The 21,870-nt window shown below is 59.6% G+C and carries 15 protein-coding genes; 10 read left to right on the top strand and 5 right to left on the bottom strand.

Features of this window, described 5'->3' with window-relative positions:
• Positions 1-20 precede the first annotated feature (20 nt).
• The gene (gene secA / locus CQ020_RS04005; RefSeq protein WP_105690657.1) at positions 21-2,762 is read left to right on the top strand and encodes a preprotein translocase subunit SecA; all 2,742 of its coding nucleotides are present in this window, start codon (positions 21-23) and stop codon (positions 2,760-2,762) included.
• A 96-nt stretch (positions 2,763-2,858) separates the two neighbouring features.
• On the opposite strand, the gene CQ020_RS04000 is transcribed toward secA, so the two are convergent.
• Entirely contained in the window at positions 2,859-3,281 is a 423-nt protein-coding gene (locus CQ020_RS04000) for an Rv3235 family protein (RefSeq protein WP_258141696.1), read from the bottom strand.
• Positions 3,282-3,436: 155 nt separating this feature from the next.
• A complete protein-coding gene (locus CQ020_RS03995) occupies positions 3,437-4,213 on the bottom strand; it encodes a LysM peptidoglycan-binding domain-containing protein (RefSeq protein WP_105690655.1) in 777 nt (258 codons plus the stop codon).
• A 149-nt stretch (positions 4,214-4,362) separates the two neighbouring features.
• On the opposite strand from CQ020_RS03995, the gene CQ020_RS03990 reads away from it, so the two are divergent.
• Complete coding sequence (locus tag CQ020_RS03990) at positions 4,363-4,950, top strand: hypothetical protein (RefSeq protein ID WP_105690654.1); 588 nt, start codon at positions 4,363-4,365, stop codon at positions 4,948-4,950.
• Here CQ020_RS03990 and CQ020_RS03985 read toward each other — a convergent pair.
• Complete coding sequence (locus CQ020_RS03985; protein WP_024817365.1) at positions 4,947-5,168, bottom strand: helix-turn-helix domain-containing protein; 222 nt, start codon at positions 5,166-5,168, stop codon at positions 4,947-4,949. The two genes, CQ020_RS03990 and CQ020_RS03985, sit on opposite strands and share 4 nt — an antisense overlap.
• 155 nt (positions 5,169-5,323) lie before the next feature.
• On the opposite strand from CQ020_RS03985, the gene CQ020_RS03980 reads away from it, so the two are divergent.
• Genes CQ020_RS03980 through CQ020_RS03965 form a run of 4 tightly spaced genes read left to right on the top strand, consistent with a single transcriptional unit; the run spans position 5,324 to position 13,683 of the window.
• On the top strand, positions 5,324-5,968 hold the full coding sequence (locus CQ020_RS03980; protein ID WP_105690653.1) for an SAF domain-containing protein: 645 nt from the start codon (positions 5,324-5,326) through the stop codon (positions 5,966-5,968).
• Positions 5,965-7,269, top strand: coding sequence for a P-loop NTPase (locus tag CQ020_RS03975; RefSeq protein WP_105690652.1), 1,305 nt, complete (start codon positions 5,965-5,967; stop codon positions 7,267-7,269). The genes CQ020_RS03980 and CQ020_RS03975 overlap by 4 nt, the downstream gene beginning before the upstream one ends.
• Before the next feature lie 56 nt (positions 7,270-7,325).
• On the top strand, positions 7,326-12,182 hold the full coding sequence (locus CQ020_RS03970; RefSeq protein ID WP_105690651.1) for an NAD-glutamate dehydrogenase: 4,857 nt from the start codon (positions 7,326-7,328) through the stop codon (positions 12,180-12,182).
• A 31-nt stretch (positions 12,183-12,213) separates the two neighbouring features.
• Positions 12,214-13,683, top strand: a complete 1,470-nt coding sequence (locus CQ020_RS03965) for a sensor histidine kinase (RefSeq protein ID WP_024817361.1) — start codon at positions 12,214-12,216, stop codon at positions 13,681-13,683.
• A gap of 111 nt (positions 13,684-13,794) precedes the next feature.
• Here the strand turns inward: CQ020_RS03965 and CQ020_RS03960 are convergent, their stop codons facing one another.
• A complete protein-coding gene (locus CQ020_RS03960; RefSeq protein ID WP_003804966.1) occupies positions 13,795-14,043 on the bottom strand; it encodes a WhiB family transcriptional regulator in 249 nt (82 codons plus the stop codon).
• A gap of 238 nt (positions 14,044-14,281) precedes the next feature.
• Here CQ020_RS03960 and CQ020_RS03955 point away from each other — a divergent pair, with 238 nt between their 5' ends.
• On the top strand, positions 14,282-14,782 hold the full coding sequence (locus CQ020_RS03955) for a hypothetical protein (RefSeq protein ID WP_105690650.1): 501 nt from the start codon (positions 14,282-14,284) through the stop codon (positions 14,780-14,782).
• 36 nt (positions 14,783-14,818) lie between these two features.
• Here the strand turns inward: CQ020_RS03955 and CQ020_RS03950 are convergent, their stop codons facing one another.
• Positions 14,819-18,952 carry an FtsK/SpoIIIE domain-containing protein gene (locus CQ020_RS03950; RefSeq protein ID WP_105690649.1) on the bottom strand — a complete coding sequence of 1,378 codons (4,134 nt, stop codon included), beginning with the start codon at positions 18,950-18,952 and terminating at the stop codon, positions 14,819-14,821.
• A 181-nt stretch (positions 18,953-19,133) separates the two neighbouring features.
• Between CQ020_RS03950 and CQ020_RS03945 the strand changes: the two genes are divergently transcribed.
• The 3 genes from CQ020_RS03945 to CQ020_RS03935 are packed head-to-tail and all read left to right on the top strand — an operon-like array spanning position 19,134 to position 21,825.
• Entirely contained in the window at positions 19,134-19,751 is a 618-nt protein-coding gene (locus CQ020_RS03945) for an acyltransferase (RefSeq protein WP_105690648.1), read from the top strand.
• Positions 19,748-20,839, top strand: a complete 1,092-nt coding sequence (locus CQ020_RS03940; RefSeq protein ID WP_105690647.1) for a DegT/DnrJ/EryC1/StrS aminotransferase family protein — start codon at positions 19,748-19,750, stop codon at positions 20,837-20,839. Before CQ020_RS03945 ends, CQ020_RS03940 begins: the two co-directional genes overlap by 4 nt.
• The gene (locus CQ020_RS03935) at positions 20,839-21,825 is read left to right on the top strand and encodes a Gfo/Idh/MocA family protein (protein ID WP_105690646.1); all 987 of its coding nucleotides are present in this window, start codon (positions 20,839-20,841) and stop codon (positions 21,823-21,825) included. The genes CQ020_RS03940 and CQ020_RS03935 overlap by 1 nt, the downstream gene beginning before the upstream one ends.
• Positions 21,826-21,870: the final 45 nt, after the last annotated feature.

Genomic DNA, 21,870 nt, shown 5'->3' with positions numbered 1-21,870 from the left:
GAGACTGGGAGCAATTTCACGTGGCATCACTAATCGAAAAACTTCTCCGCACGGGTGACAAAAAGACACTCAAGACACTGCGGAACTATGCCGATTCCATCAATGCCCTGGAAGACACTTTCAAGTCCTTCACGGATGCTGAAATCCGCGAGGAAACGGACCGTCTAAGGACCCGCCACCAAGACGGCGAAACCTTGGAAGCCCTCCTCCCGGAGGCCTTCGCCGCTGTCCGTGAAGCTTCCTCCAGAACCTTGGGCATGAGGCATTTCGATGTCCAGCTCATGGGCGGCGCCGCGCTTCACCTGGGCAACATCGCCGAAATGAAAACCGGTGAAGGCAAGACCCTCGTTGCTACAGCTCCTGCCTACCTCAACGCCCTTTCTGGCAAGGGTGTCCACGTTGTCACCGTGAACGACTACCTCGCCGAATACCAGTCCGAACTCATGGGCAGGGTCTACCGGTTCCTTGGTCTTACCAGTGGTTGCATCCTGTCCAACCAGGATCCCACCGTTCGCCGGGAGCAGTACACCGCTGATATCACCTACGGAACCAACAACGAATTCGGTTTCGATTACCTGCGCGACAACATGGCCTGGGATGCCACTGAACTGGTCCAGCGCGGGCACAACTTTGCGATCGTGGATGAGGTCGACTCCATCCTGATTGACGAAGCACGTACACCGTTGATCATTTCGGGTCCCGCTCAAGGTGACACCAACCGGTGGTACAGCGAATTTGCCAAAGTGGTCCTTCGTTTGCAGCCTGACGTCGACTACGAGGTCGACGAGAAGAAGCGCACCGTGGGCGTGCTGGAAGCCGGTATTGAAAAGGTGGAGGACTACCTTGGAATTCAGAACCTCTACGAGTCTGCCAACACGCCGCTGATCGGCTTCCTTAACAATGCGATCAAAGCCAAAGAACTGTTCAAGAGGGACAAGGACTACGTCATCCTCGACGGCGAGGTGTTGATCGTTGACGAGCACACCGGCCGTATCCTGGCCGGCCGTCGCTACAACGAAGGCATGCACCAGGCCATTGAGGCCAAGGAAAATGTAGAGATCAAGGCAGAGAACCAGACTCTTGCCACAGTGACGCTGCAGAACTACTTCCGCATGTATTCCAAGCTGGCCGGCATGACCGGTACTGCCGAGACTGAAGCCGCAGAGTTCATGAGCACTTACAAGCTCGGCGTCGTTCCGATCCCCACCAACCGCGACATGCAGCGCATCGACCAGTCGGACCTCGTCTACAAGAACGAGGTGGTGAAGTTCGATGCTGTCGTTCAGGACATCGCTGAACGGCACGAGAGTGGCCAGCCTGTTCTTGTGGGTACCACCAGCGTTGAAAAGAGTGAATACCTCTCGAAGCTCTTGGCCAAAGAAGGCATCCGGCATGAAGTCTTGAACGCCAAGAACCATGCAAGGGAAGCGTCCATCGTTGCCCAAGCCGGGCGAAAGGGCGCAGTCACTGTAGCAACCAATATGGCTGGTCGAGGTACGGACATTATGCTCGGCGGCAACGCCGAGTTCACTGCCATTGCCGAACTCGCCAAGCGAGGCCTGGATCCTGAAGAAAACTCAGAAGAGTACGAGGCGGCATGGCCGGAGGCGTTGGCTGCAGCCAAACAGGCGGTCAAGGACGAGCACGAAGAAGTGCTGGACCTCGGTGGACTATATGTACTTGGTACCGAGCGCCACGAATCACGCCGGATCGACAACCAGTTGCGGGGACGTTCCGGACGTCAAGGCGATCCCGGTGAATCCCGGTTCTACCTCTCACTGACAGACGACCTGATGAGGTTGTTCAACTCGGGTGCGGCCGAACGGCTGATGAACAGCTCCGTGCCTGACGACGTCGCACTGGAGTCGAAGCTCGTATCCCGTGCCATCGCATCGGCGCAAGGCCAGGTAGAGGGTCGCAACGCCGAGCAGCGCAAGAACGTCCTCAAATATGATGATGTCCTTAACCGCCAGCGCGAAGCAATCTATGGTGACCGTCGTCGGATCCTTGAAGGCGATGACCTTCACGAAAAGGTCCAGTTCTTCCTGGAAGACACCATCAACTCGCTCATTGATGCCGCCACGGCCGAGGGATCAGGCGATGACTGGGACTACAACCAGCTATGGGCAAACCTGAAGACTCTGTACCCGGCAACCGTTACTGCAGAGGAAATCATTGAGGAAGCGGGCGGTAAGTCCAGGGTTACCGCAGAATTCCTGAGGGAGGAGATCCTCTCTGACGCCAGGCTCGTTTACCAGGCACGGGAAGAATCCATCGGCTCCGAGAGCATGCGCGAACTTGAGCGGCGGGTTGTGCTTTCGGTCCTTGGACGCAAATGGCAGGAACACCTGTACGAGATGGATTACCTCAAAGAGGGTATCGGGCTTCGTGCAATGGCCCAGCGTGATCCCCTGGTGGAATACCAGCGGGAAGGCTTTGTCATGTTCCAGAGCATGATGGAGGCCATCCGCGAAGAAAGTATTGGCTTCCTCTACAACTTGGAAGTGGAAGTAACACCGGCCGAAGACGTGGTGGTGGCTGACGATTCTGCCTCTGGCGCACACACAGAGCACCACGATCCTCAAATCCGTGCGGCGGGCCTGCAAGCGCCGGAAAAGCCCGCGCAGCTGCAGTACACCGCTCCCGGAGAAGACGGAGCGACTCAGACACGCATTGAGGGCAGGGCATCAGGCCGCTCCGGCAATCCTGCTAAGGCAGCAAGCCAGGACCAGCGGAAACAGGCAAAGAAGAAGCGTCGCTAGCCCGCTCCCGTAACGGTCGCCAAGAAGGGTGAAGTCCGGACTGAACGTCCAGGCTTCACCCTTTTTGTCTACCCGCAGTGGGTCGGTCTGTTGGGTCTATCCAATTTCCAGCTCAGTAACCTGCCAGACTCCATCCAGCCGTTCCAGCCTCATGGCGACGGCGCGGCAACGCTGCTCTTCCGCCACTACGATGCTCGCTTCACAGATGGATTCAGAAATGGAACAGACCCGAACCGAGCGGACCATGGGACTTCGATGCGGTTGGGCAGTACCTCGGCTCCTGGCCGCGTGCTTTCGCGTCAATGCCGCCCGATGCTGGAGGGAAAGGTAGCACTCGGAATCCAACGAGCGGGAGAGCTGATGCACGGGACGGGTACCCGCCAGAACTTCAAGAGCTGCCTGCGCGATGCTCCGGGCGACGAGCCGGACGTCGATGTCCGAGCCGCTCTGGCCTGCCGCAGGCGTTGTGCGTTGTGCGCTCCGACGGTTAATTGGTCGGCTGGTTGTTGTAAGGGTCATGGTCATACCTCTGGCATTCACTACATGAGCTGCAGCGTGGGGACGCTTTACTCGATGGCTTCTGCTGGGATGACACTAGGAATTGGCTTTGACATGTGGAGGCGTCCCTGAGCGGACGGTTTTGGAGCATACGGGCGCTGACGGCCCCTGAATTACTAACTTGGTGCGGGCGGCTGAAGAACCTGGCCCGGAAGCAGAACGGCCGGGTCACTTCCGATGACTGTCCTATTCGCGGAGTACCACCTGGGCCACGTCAGTGCGACGTCCACGTCTGTTGCAAAGGGTCCCAGTCTGGAGGCCGCAATGGACCAGAGCGAGTCGCCATCCTTGACCACCACGGCTGCTTCTCCAGGTGGGGTGCTTGAACGTGTGGTCTGGCGGCTAAGGAGCCCCGGATCAATCATGGGGGCCTTGGGTTGCCAGCGCGGATCATTCGGCCGGAGCTCTGATGCGTGGACGTCCGGAGCAGATGGCGGGACAGAACTCGCACGATCCAAAGAAGTGGGCTTCCACGCCGCTTGGACGGGCGCAACAGTGTGAGGGGAGGTGCTATGCCAGCCTGGTTCCGGTGGTGCGGTATCTGCTTGGGCGACCCCCGCCCCCATGATATTCAAGCTCATGACAGCAACCGCGAGCCGCAACATAAAGGCGGGGCTGAACTTTGACAGAAGATCAGCACTTTTCCTGTGTCCGACCCGATGCAACAACGACGCCAGGAAGGCGATGAGGAAGGTCAGAGCCCACCAGCTCACCACCGAGAGTCCTAGGGCGCTGGCGAAAAAACCGAGCAGATGTTCGAAGGTGAAGTGCTGACGGTGTCGTTCTGCAGCCTGCCACTGCGCAAGGAGCGAATTGCCCACAAGTACCAGGGACAGTCCCAGACAAAGAACAAACGCTGCAAGGGCGTAGTCACTGCGCGATGCTTTTACCATTTAAAGCCCCAATGCTTCATTTGATGAACTTTGATGCGGTTTGATGTAGTTCACCCATTCTGAACGCATTTGCTTTGCCTTGTCCAGCTGCAACCCAGATGTACCTCCTGGAATGGCCGCGCATCCTTCTTGCAGCCTAGTCTGACCACATGAGATGGGACTCTCTCTTCAGCGATTTGGAAGGACAATTCTCGGCCGGGCGCGCCTTGGAGGCCGAATTTGAGATAACGGAGCGGGCAAGGGTTGAGCTTGCAGGCATCGAATTGGGCGACCGTCTCCGTGGAGCCTTCGGATCGGAGATCAAAGTGGGACTGATTGACGGACGTGTCGTTCGCGGGCGGCTGAGCCATGTGGGAGGCGAGTGGCTGGTACTGACGGAGCGCGGGAGGCAGTGGTTGGTGCCTTACGCCTCCGTAGTGTCCTACCGGGGGCTGGGTAGGATAGCGCTGAAATCCGAGTCGCGGATACGGCAGTCGTTGGGTATCGCCTCTGCACTAAGGGCACTTGCGAAGGATCGCTCTGAATTGGTCGTTCATCTGAAGGTGGCGTCAGTCGACGGATACAAGCTGCAAGGAGTCATAGACCGGGTTGGTCGGGACTACTTTGACCTTGCGGTCGTCCACCATGGCGAGGTGCGGCGGGCCAGCAACGTGGCGGCGGTAATGACCATCCCTTTCAGTTCACTGGCAGCGCTTTGCTCGGCGGGTAACCAGGACTTCAGGAGTGGCGGCGACTAAGGCCGGCTGGTTTTGGCCTTGGTCTCCTCGATCATGCGGCCCGCTTCTGCATAGCGGTCCTCAATATATTGCTCCAGCATCTTTTCTTCGATGCGCCACTGTCCCCGGCCGCCAACTTGGATGGCCTTCAGTTCGCCACTGCGAACCAAGGCGTAAGCCTGAGGCGAATTGATTTGTAGTTGTTCTGCGACGTCCGCAAGAGTCAGGAATCGGGGCATGGCTTCATTTTGCCACCGTTGCTTCCGTTTGGTGTAGTTATCCACAGTTTCGGCCTCATTGAGGCCGTTGGCTTTGGTTCAGCGAAAATGCGCCGGTAAGAATGAGGGGGCAGGTGCGTCCACCATGCCGTAACTCCTAGCGGGGGAGCAGGAAAATGGTTAAAAGTGTCAGTGTCGCCGCCGCGCGGCTAAAGAAGCCGTCATGGAAAGATCCCAGGCTTCTTATCGGCCTCCTGCTGGTTCTGGGGTCTGTCGCAGGCGTCATTTCATTGGTAGGTACTGCAGACAGGACAACGCAGGTCTTCGCAGCGCGGGAAGACATCGCGGTGGGCCAGGTGGTCACGGAGGCGGACCTTGCCATTGTCAAGGTCCGGCTGGATGACGTCGAGGCCGGTTATGTCACCGTGGAGAATGGGCTCACTGAGAGCAGAGTTGCACTGCAGCGGGTGGCAAAGAATCAGTTGATCCCCCGGGAAAGCCTGGGGGTCGCCGATGCGTTGGATCGCAAACCCGTGGCTATTGCAATGGAGGAAGAACTTCCCGCACAGGCCGTTCCAGGCGCCAGGGTTGACGTATGGATCTCACTGCCGGGTTCCAGCAGCGCTTTTGAAGAACCGCAAATGCTTCTGCCGAGCGCCGAAATAGCCGGCATGACTACCGGAAATACCACCCTGGGTTCCGCCAAAACATCCGTGGTGATGGTATTGGTGACGGACGAACAGATGCCAAAACTGCTGGGTGCCCAGGCGAACAAGGCCAAGATCTCAGTCGTATGGAACCCAGCAGGCGTGGTCCGATGAGCATTCCAGTTGTTACCGTAGGCTCGGCGCAGGAGGCCGTGGTGGGTGGGTTGGAGCGCCTGCATGGCCCCGTAACCGTGGTTCGCCGTTGTTCGGAGCTGGCTGAACTTATTGCTGCTTGCCAAAGCGGCCTCGCGGTAGCCGCTGTTATCTCGGAAGGTTGCGAGGAACTCACCACCACAATGGTTGACCGTCTCGGGGCGGTGGGTGTCTCGATTATTGCCCTCACGGATGATCCAGCGGAGGCTAAACGGCTCTTAGCCATAGGTGCCATGCCGGCTGTGACGGGTATCGAGGCTACTGACTTGGCGGCCAAAATATCGGAGGCGGTTGGTCGCGGGAGCCGGACTACTTTCGCTCGGGACACCGGATTTTCAGATCCTGGGGCGGACCTGCGGCTCATGCCTGTGACGGACTCTGCAGATGAGGAGGTGCCGAAGGGAGAGGGGCAGGTCATCGCCGTGTGGGGGCCGATCGGCGCCCCCGGGAGGACTGTCCTTGCAGTTAACATTGCTGCGGAATTGGCTGCGGAAGGCAAATCGGTCATTCTCGTGGATGCAGACACTTACGGCGCAAGTGTTTCGGCGATGCTGGGTCTCTTGGATGAGTCGGCGGGCCTTGCCCAGGCTTGCCGACTGGCAGACCAAGGCCTGCTTGATGTTGAAGCCCTCAGGGAGGTTGCGATTCCAGTCTTCACCAACGGTGGGGTTCTTAGAGTTCTCACGGGTACTACGAGGGCGGATCGATGGATTGAACTCAGGGCGGGGGCCGTATCGATGGTCCTGGAAGCGGCCCGGCAATTGGCAGACCTCGTTGTGGTGGACGCAGGCTTCTGCCTGGAATCAGATGAAGAGTTGAGCTTCGACACCTTGGCTCCGCGTCGGAATGCCGCCACCCTGCGCAGCTTGGAAATGGCTGATGTCGTGTTTGCAGTAGGGGCCGCTGACGCGATTGGCGTGCCGCGTCTGGTGCGGGGGCTGGCGGAGCTCGAGGCTGCACTTCCTGATGTAGCTCCCCGTGTCGTGCTGAATAAGGTAAAGCGGTCGGCAGTGGGCCATTCTCCCAGGCAGCAACTGGATGATGCCTGGGGCCGTTACGGCCCGGGCGTGGGTGTGGATGCCTACCTGCCGGCTGACGCTGCGGCATGTGATGCCGCTTTGCTAGCAGGTTCGGTTCTGCTGGAGATAGCTCCCGACTCCGCCCTTCGCGCTGCCATAGCAGCCCTTGTCTGTGCACCTGTCCAGCAAAATCGTCATTCCTTTGGTCGAACTATCAGAGCTTTGCACCTGCTAAAGCGCTAGGCTCGCCATGTGGGCTGCAGAGTCGCAGCAATCAATTGTGATGGAGGCGTTTGTCGATGTCGTCAGGATCCAGCGTGGAGGATCGGTCCGATGCAGCAGTAGTCCGTGAAGGGTTCTTCGGTGACTACTATGAACACCTCGCAGAGGAGGATTCACGAGCGTATTCGCCTGAACTCTTGATTGCGCGGGCAACTAAGCACAGGGATGTCGCCCAGTCCCGTCGACCCGGAAACGCCGTCGTCCAAATCGCCGGCGAACCGGAGCGGAGCGTCGTCTACATCGTCACCGACGACATGCCGTTCCTCGTCGACTCCGTGAATGCAGAACTAGTTCGCCAGAACTGTGCCATCCGGCTGGTCATGCACCCCTTGTTCGTGGTCAACCGTGATCGGGAATCCGGCGAGCTTAGCCGTATTTCCCGGGTCCCCTCCAATGTGGGCATTTCCAGTGGCGATACCGCAGCATTGCCAAGCGTCGCCCATCTCCTGGGCGATGGCGATAACACCTCCCACATGGAGTCATGGATTGCGGTCGAAATTGACCGCGTGAGTGATGATGCACGGGAAGAACTGATCGCAGGGCTCCAACGCGTCCTGGGCGATGTCAGGGCGGCGGTGGAGGACTGGCCAAAGATGCGCAGCAAGGCGCTTGAGCTGGCCGAGGCCTTGGGCGGTGTCACACACCCTGAGCAAGTGGCCGAGCTCAGGCAAGCACAGGACCTTTTGCGTTGGCTGGACAACGGAAACTTTACTTTCCTCGGTTACCGCGAATACGACCTCGTAGATGAGGATGGCGAGGATGTTCTTCAGCTCCGTGAAGACAGTGGGCTGGGCCTACTGCGTGCGGGTGACACCACCCGTCAAGTTCAGCACCTCACGGATGCGGGCCGAAAGCGCGCAAGGGAGAAGCGTGCCTTGGTAATTACCAAGGCAAATTCGCGGTCAACCGTGCACCGGCCCGCCTACCTCGATTACATCGGCGTTAAGAGCTTTGATGCGTTGGGCAACGTTAACGGGGAACGCCGCTTCATCGGCTTGTTCGCCACAAGTGCTTACACCGGCTCAGTGCGCAGCATCCCGATCGTGCGTGACAAGGTGGACGCTGTCCTTCGTAACGCCGGCTTCCCCATTGACTCCCACTCGGGCAAGGATCTTTTGGGAATCCTTGAAACGTATCCCCGCGACGAACTCTTCCAGATCGAGATCCCGGATCTTGCGGCTACAGCCACCGGGATCCAGCGACTCCAAGAGCGCAGGCGGACCAAGCTGTTCCTGCGCCCGGACATCTACGGCCGGTTCATGTCCGCGGTGGTCTACCTGCCCCGTGATCGGTACACCACCAGTGTTCGCCTCCGCATAGAGCAGGAACTTCGCGAAACGTTCCACGCCGAGACCATCGACTACGAGGCCCGGATCACTGAGTCTGCACTGGCTCGTGTTTTCTTCAGGATCAGGTTGCCCCGCACTGCTGAACTGGCTGAAGTCGACGTACAAGAGCTGGAACAACGGCTGATGCGTGCGTCCCGGTCCTGGAGCGAAGGGATCTCAGAAGTTCTCCGCGAGCATCGGTCTTCCGCAGACGCTGACGTTCTCTCTGCGCTGTGGGCCGAGGCATTCCCTGCCGGGTACCGCGTCGACTACGAAGTGGAAGACGCTCTTGAAGATATTGAACGCTTCGAGAAATACGGGGCGGAGGCAGAGCGGGCAGGACGGGTCACCAAGCAAACCAAGCCCGGCGTCCATGTGTATCTTCCCGACGGTGCCGGAGAGGCTTTGGAAGAGGACGCCCGGGTCAAGCTCTACTTGATGGAGCCCAAGAGCCTCAGCCAGATCCTTCCTTACTTCCATAATCTTGGCCTTGAGGTCTTGGATGAGCGGCCCTTTGAGATCGAGACTTCAGATCATCGCGACTTCTTCCTGTACGATCTCGGACTCAAGTACCCTGCGGGCGTCGACCCCTTGGCCACAGGCGACCTTCTGAGCGATTCCTTCGGCGCCGCCATCACGGGCGCTGTCGAGTCGGACAACTTTGACCGTTTGGTGCTCCGAGAAGGAATCCACTGGCGTCAAGTGGTGGTGCTCCGCGCCTACGCCAAGTACATGCGGCAGATGGGCAACACCAACTCCTTCGGATTCATCGCCGACACGCTCCTGGGCAACCCGGATGTGGCGCGGGGGCTCAACGAGCTCTTCTCCGCGCGTTTCGATCCCACTGTTGCTGAAGATCAGCGCCCCGAACGCCAAGCATCAGCGCGGGTAGCTCTCGCGGAGTCGATTGAGCAGGTGGCCACGTTGGATGCTGATCGTGTCCTGCGCACCTTCGTGAACCTCATTGAGTCCACTCTGCGAACCAATTACTACCAGAACAAGGAATACCTCAGCTTCAAGCTGGACCCCACATCGATTGATGGCCTTCCTTTCCCACGTCCAATGTACGAGATCTGGGTTTACTCCCCGAGAGTTGAAGGCGTGCATTTGCGGTTCGGAAAGGTAGCCCGCGGTGGCCTGCGCTGGTCCGACCGTCGGGAGGATTTCCGTACCGAGATTCTGGGCCTCGTCAAGGCGCAGACCGTCAAGAATGCGGTCATCGTCCCAACTGGTGCAAAGGGAGGATTCTTCGCCAAGAAGCTTCCCAACCCGGCCGCGGACCGGGCCGCTTGGATGGCTGAAGGAATCGAAAGCTATAAGACTTTCATTCGCGGCCTGCTGGACATCACAGACAATCTTGTTACTTCAGCAGACGGCGAACAGCTCGTGCCTCCGTCGGACGTTGTCCGGCATGACGGTGACGACTCATACCTGGTGGTGGCAGCCGATAAAGGTACGGCTACGTTCTCCGACACCGCCAACGGCCTGGCCGCCGACTATGGCTTCTGGCTCGGTGACGCGTTTGCCTCGGGCGGATCGGTGGGTTACGACCACAAGGCCATGGGCATCACTGCACGCGGCGCCTGGGAATCAGTCAAGAGGCATTTCAGTGAGCTTGACCTCGATACCCAGACCGAGGAATTCACGGTAGTTGGCGTTGGTGATATGTCCGGTGACGTGTTCGGCAATGGCATGCTGCTATCCCGCCACATCCGGCTGCTGGCAGCGTTTGATCACCGTCACATTTTCCTTGATCCCTCACCCGAAGCCGCCGCATCGTTTGACGAGCGGCAAAGACTCTTTGAACTGCCCCGGTCTTCCTGGGACGACTACGACCGTACCCTTATTAGCGAAGGCGGTGGCGTTTACCCGCGTCAGGCTAAGACCATCCCGGTTTCGGAGCAGGTACGCAAGGCTTTGGGACTGCCTGACGGAACAACGCAGCTGAGTCCGCCGGAACTTCTCCGTGCGATTCTGCTGGCGCCGGCTGACCTTCTCTACAACGGCGGTATTGGTACGTACGTCAAGGCCAGTACGGAGACTCATGCTGCCGTTGGTGACAAAGCCAATGACGCTATCCGCGTGGATGGCCGTGACCTGCGGGTCAAAGTGGTGGGCGAAGGCGGAAACCTGGGCCTGACGCAACGGGGCCGCATCGAAGCCGCGTTGCAAGGTGTCATCCTGAATACAGATGCCATCGATAACTCCGCCGGTGTGGACTGCTCCGACCATGAGGTCAACATCAAGATCTTTGTTGACCGGATGGTAGCGGCAGGCAAGCTTGACTCCGCGGAAAGGGCCGGCTTCCTGGCCGATATGACCGATGAGGTGGGACGGCTTGTCCTGCAGGACAACATCGACCAGAACATTCTGCTTCTTAACGACCGCACGCGGGTCGCGGACTGGAGCCCAAGCTACGAGCGGCTGATGGATTGGCTGGAGAAGTCCGCCGACCTCAAGCGTGAGCTCGAGGCTCTTCCCACCACGGAGACTCTCCGGTCAAGGCTGGAGCAGGGGCAGGGACTCACCTCGCCCGAACTGGCGGTCCTGGCCGCCTACGCAAAGATCGAGCTCGCTGCAGCTCTGCGGGACAGCAACCTCGCCGATGATCCCTGGTTTGCGGACACCATCCGTGACTACTTCCCAAAGCAACTGCGGGAGAAGTTTGATGCTGAGCTGGACACTCACCCGCTGCGGCGCGAGATTATTGCCACAGTGGTTGCCAACGACATCATCAACCTGGGCGGCATTACTTTCGCCTTCCGGGCCATCGAAGAAACGTCGGCCAATGAGGTAGCTGTCGCCAAGGCCTTCGTTGCGCTGCGTGAAATCTACGATCTCGATCCGATGGTGGCTGAGCTGAACGCACTTCCGGCATCATTCCCGACTGAACACTGGAGTGAAGTCCATCTGGACATCCGGCGCTTGCTTGACCGGGCAGTGCGTTGGGTGCTGGGGCAGGGGATGGCTTCGCAGCCTATTTCCGAAGTAGTGGAATCCTTCAAGCCCATGTTGGCCCCGCTAAGGGCCAAGCTTCTGGACTACCTGCGGGGTGAGGACAAAGTACGCATCTCAGGCTGGTTGGACAAAGCCCGTGGATGGGAACTGCCGGACCACCTTGCGCACAGATGGGCGGAGCTGTTCGAGAGCTACGCACTGTTGGATATCGCGCGCATTGCCCAGACCGGAAGCGAAGGCGTGGAGGACGTCGCACACGTTTATTACACGGTGTTCAACCGTTTCCACGTGGATTCGCTCCTGGAACGCATCAGTTCCCTGCCCCGCGATGACCGCTGGCAGGCTTTGGCACGAGCAGCCCTTCGGGATGACTTGTACTCCACAGTGGCGGATATGACGACGTCGGTCCTTGAATCGACAGAGTCCGGCACCGTAGCTGAGGATCGCCTCAAAGCCTGGGAAGGGCAAAATGCCGAGCAGCTGGGGCGCGCTAAGACCATGTTCGACGAGGTCAACGCGCTGGAAGCCGACGACATGGCTTCACTGTCGGTAGCATTAAGGCTCTTGAGGTCAATCGTTCGACGCTAGGGTCAGTCCCGGCGTCGCAAATGGAGGTGTAGTGGCAATCTTTACAGACCCCATCAGGGAACACGCTGATTTCGGGCCTGGAGATGCCGAATGGCTGCACCTCCTCGTCGGTGACTGGCAAATGGTCGCTGACTTGGCTTTCGCGGACCTTGCTCTGTGGTTTCCGCATCCGGAATTCGGTTACATTGCCCTCGCCCACGTCCGTCCGTCGACATCGCATACGGTGTTCCACGCGGACTTCGTGGGCGAGGGTATCCGCTCGGATTTGCGCCCTCTGGTAGATAAGGCGTGGAACAGCCGATCCATCGAGCGCTCCAGTGAAACGAGCTGGAGCAGCGAGATGGCGCTCCGGGTAGAGGCTGTGCCGATGGTTCGCAACGGCAGGACCCTGGCGGTTGTGACGTCGCATATGGACTTGTCCAGCTCGCGCATGCCATCGAGGCTGGAACTCACGTATCGCCAGTGCGCCTATGACCTCCTGCGGATGGGAACGTTGGGTCTGTGGCCCGATTTCGCCTCCCCAACGGGCTCCCGTCGAGGAGCGCCGCGAGTCGGCGACGGGCTCATCAGACTCGACGCCGACGGCATCGTGCAATATGCCAGCCCCAATGGTGTCTCCGCCTTCCGTCGACTTGGCGAAGTGGAGTCCCTGGAAGGTCGTTCGTTGGCGGAGGTGACAGCAGGCCTCTTGAAGGACCGGCGGATGGTGGATGAGACGCTGCCCCTGGTGGTGACAGGACGCATGCCTTGGCGCAGCGAGATCGAGTCCAGGGGGGTCAGCCTTTCACTTCGGGCCATCCCTTTGCGCGACGAGCAGCACCGTTTCGGAGCCCTCGTCCTTTGCCGCGATGTTTCGGAATTACGTCGCAGGGAAATGGAGCTCGTAACCAAGGACGCCACGATTCGGGAAATCCATCACCGGGTCAAGAACAACCTTCAGACGGTGGCGGCTCTTCTGCGAATGCAATCGCGGCGAATGGTCAGTGACGAGGCCAAACAGGGACTGGAGCAAGCGATGCGGCGCGTGGCCACCATCGCGCTGGTCCATGAGACACTCTCGCAAGGGCTGACTCAGAGCGTCGACTTCGACGAACTGATCGGGCGTCAATTCCGGTTGTCTGCGGAAGTAGCCTCCCCGTCCCAACAAGTCCGGACGGAACGTTCAGGCATGTTCGGAGAATTGCCCAGCGATTTTGCCACTCCATTGGCTTTGGTCATCAACGAACTGGTGACCAATGCTGTTGAGCACGGACTTGAGGGACGCACAGGAACGGTGTGGCTGCTGGCCGACCGGGCGGAGGGCGATGGCGACGACGAATTCCTCACTGTGACAATTGCAGACGACGGTGTTGGTCTACCGGACGGCCAGTACACCGAGGGGCTGGGCCTGCAGATTGTACGTACACTCGTGACGAGTGAGCTGGGTGGGTCTATTCAGTGGATCCCACGTGAAGGAGGCGGAACCGCCGTCGAGATCGTCCTCAACCTCGCAAGGGCCTAGCCTCCCAAGGCCGGGCGACGGATTCAGCGAACTGAAGTCACGAAAAGAGCGAGCAGAAGCCAACGAAAAAGGCCGCGGACCAAACGGTCCGCGGCCTTTTCGGTCCTTGGGTTAGGAAGCGCGACGTGCGCGTGCGGCGCGGCGCTTGAGTGCGCGTCGTTCGTCTTCACTCATGCCGCCCCAAACGCCGGCGTCCTGTCCGGACTCCAAGGCCCACTGAAGGCAGGTGTCCACAACGGGGCAGCGGCGGCAGACGCTTTTGGCTTCCTCGATTTGCAGAAGTGCTGGTCCCGTGTTGCCTACTGGGAAAAAGAGCTCCGGGTCCTTGTCGAGGCAGGCTGCGCGATTACGCCAATCCATGCTGATCAGTCACTCCATTCGTGAGAACTAGAAGGGCCTTTTGTGAAAACATTCACGAGAGGCTCCAAAGGAAAGGGGCCCGCATGGGCCCCCTTGGTCGTCTGAGTCAAGCGTTTCATGTTAACGCCTTGTAAACAAGGGGTGTTAGTGGTCGAAATGCTCGGAATCCGTGAGCGATGCATCACATCAGCCGCCAGTGCCCTCACTGCTAGATGACTATGTCCGGTAGTGTGCCAGTGTGTCAAGACCTCCCGTGAACCCAGCCCAGCCCGTCTCCGGCCCGGACGGAAGTGATGATTCCGATGCGGCGGGGAACCTCGCTCCGAACAGACCCGGCGCAGCTCGCCGGCCCTTGGGAATTGTGATTATTTCACTGGTTGTTCTGCTTGAAGCTCTCGCCCTCCTCGGTGCCGCGGCCTGGTACGCATATGAACTGCTTAGCGGTGCTCCAGTGTTGACTTTCTGGGGAGCCGTTTTCACCCTTGGCCTGCTGATGGCCTTCTCTGTATGGTTATTCGCCGTCGGCCACTTCTTGTTCCGCGGCTATGGATGGACTCGTGCAGCAGCGTTGGTAGCCCAGTTGTTTGTCCTCACTATTGGCTTTCCCACGATGACCGGCGGCCTGGTGTGGCAGGGGCTGGCGATGCTGCTTCCGGCGTTGGCTGCCATCGTTTTCCTCTTTCAGAAGGACGTCGTGGCCTACGCCTCACGAGCTGGGGGAACGTCCGCGGCACTCTGAACATCAGAGGGCTTCCGGAGCTTCCGTGGCTGTGCCTCAATGGGTTTCGGCAGGTCGCGGAAAACCTGCGGTGAACACGCATTGAACGGGCTTTATCGCCGCCCCGTCGATGAGAAAGCCGCGACCCGGGCGCCTGTCCCGGTCGGCTTCAAGTCTCACGCCAAGAAGGTCGCCGTCATGGGGTGTCCCGGGCGACAACACCAAACCCATGCTGGAAGCTTGCGCTTCCTTTGCAAGTGGGAGATGTAGAAGCAGGGACGGACCTGGTGTTGCCGTGAGGATGATGCCGCGGACTCTTCCGATCAAGCCAGCCAAGGCTTGACGGCCTTTGGGCTCCAGTGAATCGGCGTCGTCCACGAGCAGGATGCTGTTGGGGTCTACACTTCCCGCTTCGGCCTCGCAGGCGAGTGATATCCAAAAGGCACCGGACTTCGACGCTTCCGGCGGAAAAACCCATGGAACCAAAGGGCTTAGGGCACGAAGTGACGCCAGAACGGAGCTCTTTCCAGAACGTGGGCCACCGAGGATAGTGCTGACGCCGTTTTCCCGGAGAGACATGGCTACGGGGTCGGCCTCATCTCCGCCGACGCCGATCCAGAGCGGCGCCTGTCCATGGGCGTATTCGGGTTGGGCGCTAGTATGCTGGATCATCGTCCCGCCACCGGATCCGCCCGGCAATTTGGATCGGAACGCGGCCAGCCGGGCCTGAAAGTCGTCAGCATGGAGATGGTCGGGTAGTGGGCGTACCCGGAACGGCGCTTCGGATGGCTCGAGGTCATCGAACGGCCACAGACCGTTTACCGGAGCCCCGCGAAACTGAGCCACGGTACCGTCTTCCCCAGCAAAATTCCCCAAGACGACGGCACGCCCTGGAAGTGATTCCATGTCCGGGAGTCGCGGCCAGTGAAACCGGGACTCTTCGGTGGATCCCGAAGGGAAATATGCGCGATTCTGTATTGCACCAAAAAAGCGCGAGCTGACAAGTTCCCTTTCCCCTGAAATGAGTACGGTGACACCAAAGGAAGAACCGTCCCTGACGATGTCCTGCAGGATTCCTTCTGCATAAGCGAAAGGGCCCGTCCGGAGCGCAGTAGCCCATGAGCACCATCCCGCCACGATCAAAACCAAGGGTGAGTCACCTACCCCGAATACACCAGTGCTTCGTCGACGTTCCATTTCTCCGGCGAGGCGTTTCAAGACCCGCGTTGCCAGATGAAGTTGGTGCAGGCCCACTGCGGCGCCGATCCGACCCTCGTGTCCGAGGTGCCCAAGCGTGCCCATCGCGTCGAGGATATACAGATGGGGTTGGGGTTTCCGGGTAGCAAGCATCGCCGACGAAGCCCTGAAGCATTCCCTCATGCCGCTGGAGTCGCTGCCGATCATTGCCAGATGGCCGTCCTCGGACGGCGACCACAGCAGCGGTTCCACAATTTGGTGTGTCGGCCGGTCGATGATCGCCAACGGTCCCACTATCCAACGGTCGTTCACTCCGGACGCATTTCCTGCCTCAGCAGCAACCGGTTCGTGCCAGAGAATCGATGTGGGCAGTGGCGTTGCTATCGGACGCCTGGGGAGAGGTTTGCCAAGCGACAGCCAAGCCTCCTGGACTGTTGAAACGACCCACTCGGGACCAGCATCCGCGAGTGCGCTTTCCTGACTGGACGCACTGCGGACGACGCAACGTTGCTGCAAAGCCTGCGAGGCCGACTGCACGGACTCCAGGGAACTGCCAAGCCCATAACCAGATACTGCATGGCCGGGGGAGATCGAGAGTGAGGCTGTTTGGAATTCTTCGGGGATACGCGAAGCTTTGGCAAGGTAAGCCCGCCCCGGAGCCTCAACGCTGATGGAGGCCGCCACCTTGGTGTTGATGATGTCCATGGATTCTGCTTCCGTCTGCACCCGCATGGCAATGCTGGAGGTCACGTTTGCCCGGATGTCTGCGGTCAGTGCCCCCTGGGGTCGCTGCGTAGCCATGACCAAATGAATGCCCAGGGAGCGCCCGATGGTCGCGATGCGCATGAGCTCACGGAGAGTGTTTGGAGCTTCGTCAACAAGCATGCGGAACTCATCGATCACCAGGACCAGATACGGCACATTTGGGTCTGTGGGGGAGGCCTCGCGCCGGTACTGCGCAAGATCAGACACGTTGGCAGCAGCAAATGTTTCTTCGCGGTATCGGATCTCACCACGCAGAGAAACAAGAGCGCGCTCCAAATGGTGCTTGCTGAGGTCTGTCAGAAGTCCGACGCAGTGCGGAAGGCGTGCAAGTGGCTGCAAACCTGACCCGCCCTTGAAATCAAAGAACAGGAACGTTGTGTGATCCGGAGAATGACTCAACGCGATGGAAGCCACAAGCGTCCTCAGGAGTTCGGATTTCCCGGAGCCTGTGGTTCCGGCAACTAATAGATGAGGGCCGTCGAGCTTGAAGTCGAAGGTCACCTGACCGCCCTGGCCCGCGCCCAACACAGCGATGGGACCGTTCTGCCCGGCCGCTTCGGTCTTCCACCTACGGAGTACTCTGCGCTGCCCGCGGGGAAGCAACTCAGGCAGAAAACATGTCTCCGGAATCACTGTGCCAGGACCGTCAGAGAACGGGGTGGCACGTGCCTTACGGCAGAACCTGTCGAAAACTTCGACTGAAACAAGGTCCGGTACGAACTGCCGGCGCTGGCCAGCTGTCTCCAGGTGGCCGGCAGTTCCTGATGGCGAAATTTCGATAACCACCGCGGAACGTTGGGACGACACACGGCATCTGAGCACTTGCCACCCGGCGGATCGTGCGGCATTCATGAGGGACAAGAGGAATTCCGAGTCGTCCGGTGAAAGAGCATCGACCATGAAGAGTTTGCCGCTCACCCTCTCATTCGCTCGCTGCAGGGCGGCAAGGGCAGTTTGTAGGTTGCTTGTCACCGTGACTCCGGGGAGGAACCGTGCGCTCAACGGCAACCTTCCGGCCCGCCCCAAAACAATGACCGGCGTCTCCGCGGCACCCGGGAAACCGGCTAGCTGCATCAAGAAGAAACGAAGCAAAGCATCTGTGTGGTGGGGCTGTCCGCAAAGCGTCACTTCGGGATACCCGGGATCCAACGTCATCGCAACCGCCCCAATAGGTGGTTGCCGAAAATGTGGATCCTCAGGAACCAGCCGAATGTTTGCCACGGTTTGCGTGATTCCGAGGCGGAGCCATATACCGGGCCCCTGAGTGCGGGAATTTGCCGCCAGTGCCGCCGGCGGGGTGTCTGTTGAAACTCTCATGGCAGGTTTCTTCGTCAGCAGTTCCACTGAAGACGGGCAGCCAACCGCTAGAAGCAGCTCAGCTGCCGATGGTGAGCATCGGCGCCTGCGTTCGAGGTCATCCTGGACGGCCCGCGCTATGGCCAGCCGGCCCTGCAACCGGCCTTTCCGCCCTGCGATCAACGGGACGAGAAGGCTGATCGCAGAGATTGCAGTGAAGCCCAAATACATCCACATTCCTGTTGCCAGGGCGAGCCCGATTCCGGCTACCAACGGCAGTACGGCCGCCAGTACCATCGCCGAACGGTTGGAGTGGCGACGACTATGAGGTACTTCCAGCGGTTCTTCAATCGACAGGCCTGCTTCCCCGGAAATCTGCGGGTAGGGACTGCTGTCCGTGACGACGGTGAAAGTGGAGTTCCCACATCGCATATTGGACGCGGACGTCAACAAAGTTCGCCGGACGGACCGTTTGTCCACGAACACCGGGTTCGCGCCGCGTACCGCCCTTATCACGAGGGCTGTACTGGAAACCTCCAAAATAGCGTGTTCCCTGGACATGCCGGGATCCGGCACAATGATTTCGGTGGAAGCCCTTCCGATCCGGTATCGGCCCCGCTGAATCCTGAAGACTGAGCCTGCTCCGGGGCCCGACTGGGTGAGCAGCATCAGGGGCGAGGAAATGTCATTCCCGCGAGGATGATGCGGAGCATTATCAACAAGGACGGCGCCGGGAAGGAGAGGCGCTTCTCCCACCGTAAGAGTGGTCAGAGGTTGTCCGCCGACGGAGAGGAGCCCTGTTCCACGCGCGTCCGTGAGAAGCTGCTGCACTTGTGTGCCGGAGGTGCCGTCCGGGACAGCGATGCTGAGTTCCTCCGGTTCCGTCGTTTCAGCGGCACCAGGGGCGCGTACCAACGTGCACTCCAAGGCCATGGGCTCATCCTCTACGACTTGGCGGATATTTCTCGGGCTGACTCAGATCACGCTACGGCCCCGCGAACTCAAGCACTGGGGCCGTTGTGCCCTATGTGGACAACTTCTGCCAGAGCCCGCTGAGACGCCGCTTTGACACCGTGGCATGGTGTCTCAGCTAAGATGAATCTCGTTGTCGCGTGTGCTCAATGAGGAAGGACCTTCACCGGTGATAGTGGTTGCGGAGAGCGCCGATGTTTCAGACAAGGCGGTAATTGGTGATGGATCAAAGATTTGGCATCTGGCCCAAGTCCGCGAGCAGGCCGAATTGGGCGTCAATTGCATCGTAGGACGCGGGGCCTACATCGGCACCGGGGTCAAGATGGGGGACAACTGCAAAGTTCAGAATTATGCACTTGTCTACGAGCCCGCGGTGCTGGAGGCCGGTGTCTTCATCGGCCCGGCTGTAGTACTCACAAACGATACTTACCCCCGGGCGGTTAGCCCGGATGGCGGCTTGAAGAGCGCTCACGACTGGGAACCCGTGGGTGTAACCATTCGTGAAGGTGCTTCAATCGGCGCCCGCGCCGTTTGCGTCGCACCAGTGACAATAGGACGGTGGGCCACGGTTGCTGCTGGTGCTGTTGTCGCCAAGGACGTCCCTGATTTTGCCCTGATGGTCGGAGTTCCGGCCAAACGCCACGGTTGGGTCGGAAAAGCTGGTTTCCCGCTGCAGCGCACAGGTGAGAACTGGGTTTGCCCGGAAACCGGCGCCACATATGTTGAACAGAACGAGACCCTTCGAGAGGTAGAGGCATGAGCCCCGAATTCATTCCCCCCGCTAAACCCATCATTGGTGATGACGAGCGCAAGGCAGTAGAGGCCGTCCTTGCCTCCGGCCAACTCGCACAGGGCTCGGAGGTTGCGTCCTTTGAGCAGGAATTCTCGCAGGTCCTCCTCGATGGCAGGGCTGCGGTAGCCGTTAACTCCGGTACGTCCGGTCTGCACCTTGGTCTGTTGGCTGCGGGCATCGGCCCCGGCGACGAAGTTATTGTGCCGTCGTTCACTTTCGCTGCCACGGCCAACTCCGTGGCTTTGACAGGCGCGACTCCTGTCTTCGCTGACGTGGACCTGGACCACTACACCCTTGATCCTGCGTCCGTCGAATCTAAAATCACGGACCGCACGGCCGCCATCATGCCCGTTCACCTTTACGGACACCCCTTCGACGTGGACGGTATCGGCGCTGTCGCTTCCAAGCACGGCGTGAAGGTCTTCGAAGACGCAGCCCAAGCGCACGGCGCGGCGGTCAACGGCCGAAAAGTGGGTACTTTCGGCGACTTCGCCATGTTCAGCCTGTACCCCACCAAGAACATGACCTCCGGCGAAGGTGGCATGGTCAGCACCGGCCTGTCCGACGTCGAGCGTCGCCTCCGCTTGCTTCGTAACCAAGGCATGGAGCGCCAATACGAGAACGAGCTTGTTGGCTTCAACGCCCGCATGACCAACATCCACGCTGCAATTGGCCGCGTGCAGTTGACCAAAATCAATGCCTGGACCAAGACCCGTCAGGAGAATGCGGCCTTCTTCGACGCCAACATCGAGGGTGTTGTCACTCCCAAGGTGTCTGAGGGCTACGAGCACGTGTACCACCAGTACACCATCCGCATTGCTGAGGACCGTGACGGTTTCGCGAAGGCACTGCGTGAGGAATACAACGTGGGCTGTGGCGTGTACTACCCCATCCCCAACCACCGCCTCGCTCCTTTCCAGACCTCGGATGACCTGCCCGTCACGGAGGAAGCCGCGGCCAGCGTATTGTCACTCCCGGTACACCCGTCGCTGAGCCAGGGCGACCTTGACCGCATCGTTTCCGCGGTCAACGCCATTGCGAAGGCAGGAAGCTAGTGGCTAATTTGCGTGCAGGCCTCATCGGACTGGGGATGATGGGCCGCCACCACGCCCGCGTTATCCGCGAGCTTGACGGCGTCGACCTCGTTGCCGTCGCTGACTCCTTCGGGGATCCTCACAACGTTGCCGATGGACTGACCGTCTTTAACTCGGTCGAAGAACTGATCGCGCAGGGCATAGATATGGCCGTGGCGGCCGTGCCGACCATCCTGCACGAGGAAGTAGCGCTGCAGCTCGCTGAGGCAGGTGTGCACTGCCTCGTCGAGAAACCGATCGCCAACGATTCCGAGTCTGGCAGGCGTATCGCCGAAGCCTTTGAATCCAGGGGTCTCATCGGTGCCGTCGGGCACATCGAACGGTTCAACCCTTCCCTGCAGAGCCTTCGGGACCGGCTGGAGAATGGCGACTTGGGCGAGGTCTACCAGATAAGCACGAGGCGGCAGGGCCCGTTCCCCGCGCGCATTGCCGACGTAGGGGTGGTCAAGGATCTGGCAACCCATGACATTGATCTCACTGCGTGGCTGGCCCAGAGCAACTTCATCAATGTAGTTGCCCACACCACCTCCCGCAGCGGCCGCGAGCACGAAGACATGGTCACCGCGATCGGCCATCTCAAGAGCGGTGTAGTGACGAACCACATTGTCAATTGGCTCTCGCCTATGAAGGAAAGAACTACGGTGGTTCTCGGTGAACGTGGAGCGTTCATTGCGGACACCATTTCCGCTGACCTCACATTCGTCGAGAACGGAACGTTCCAGACCGACTGGGATTCAGTCGCGGCATTCCGTGGAGTTTCCGAGGGTTCCTCGACGCGATTCGCCTTGGCGAAGCGTGAGCCCCTCAAGATGGAACACGAGGCCTTCCGTGATGCCGTCCTCGGCAAGTCGCTTAACATCGTCACTATGGCAGAGGGACTGGAGACCCTGAGGGTCGCCGAGGCCGTATTGGATTCGGCAAAATCGGGCTCAGTCATTATGCTCTAAGCTGGCAGTTTCAAGTAGTGAACCGAAGGGAGGCTGGCCGTGGGC

Source organism: Arthrobacter sp. MYb23 (assembly GCF_002979775.1).
Classification (GTDB): domain Bacteria; phylum Actinomycetota; class Actinomycetes; order Actinomycetales; family Micrococcaceae; genus Arthrobacter.
Note: the sequence above shows the minus strand (reverse complement) of the source record. Positions and strands in the feature narration are given on the sequence as shown.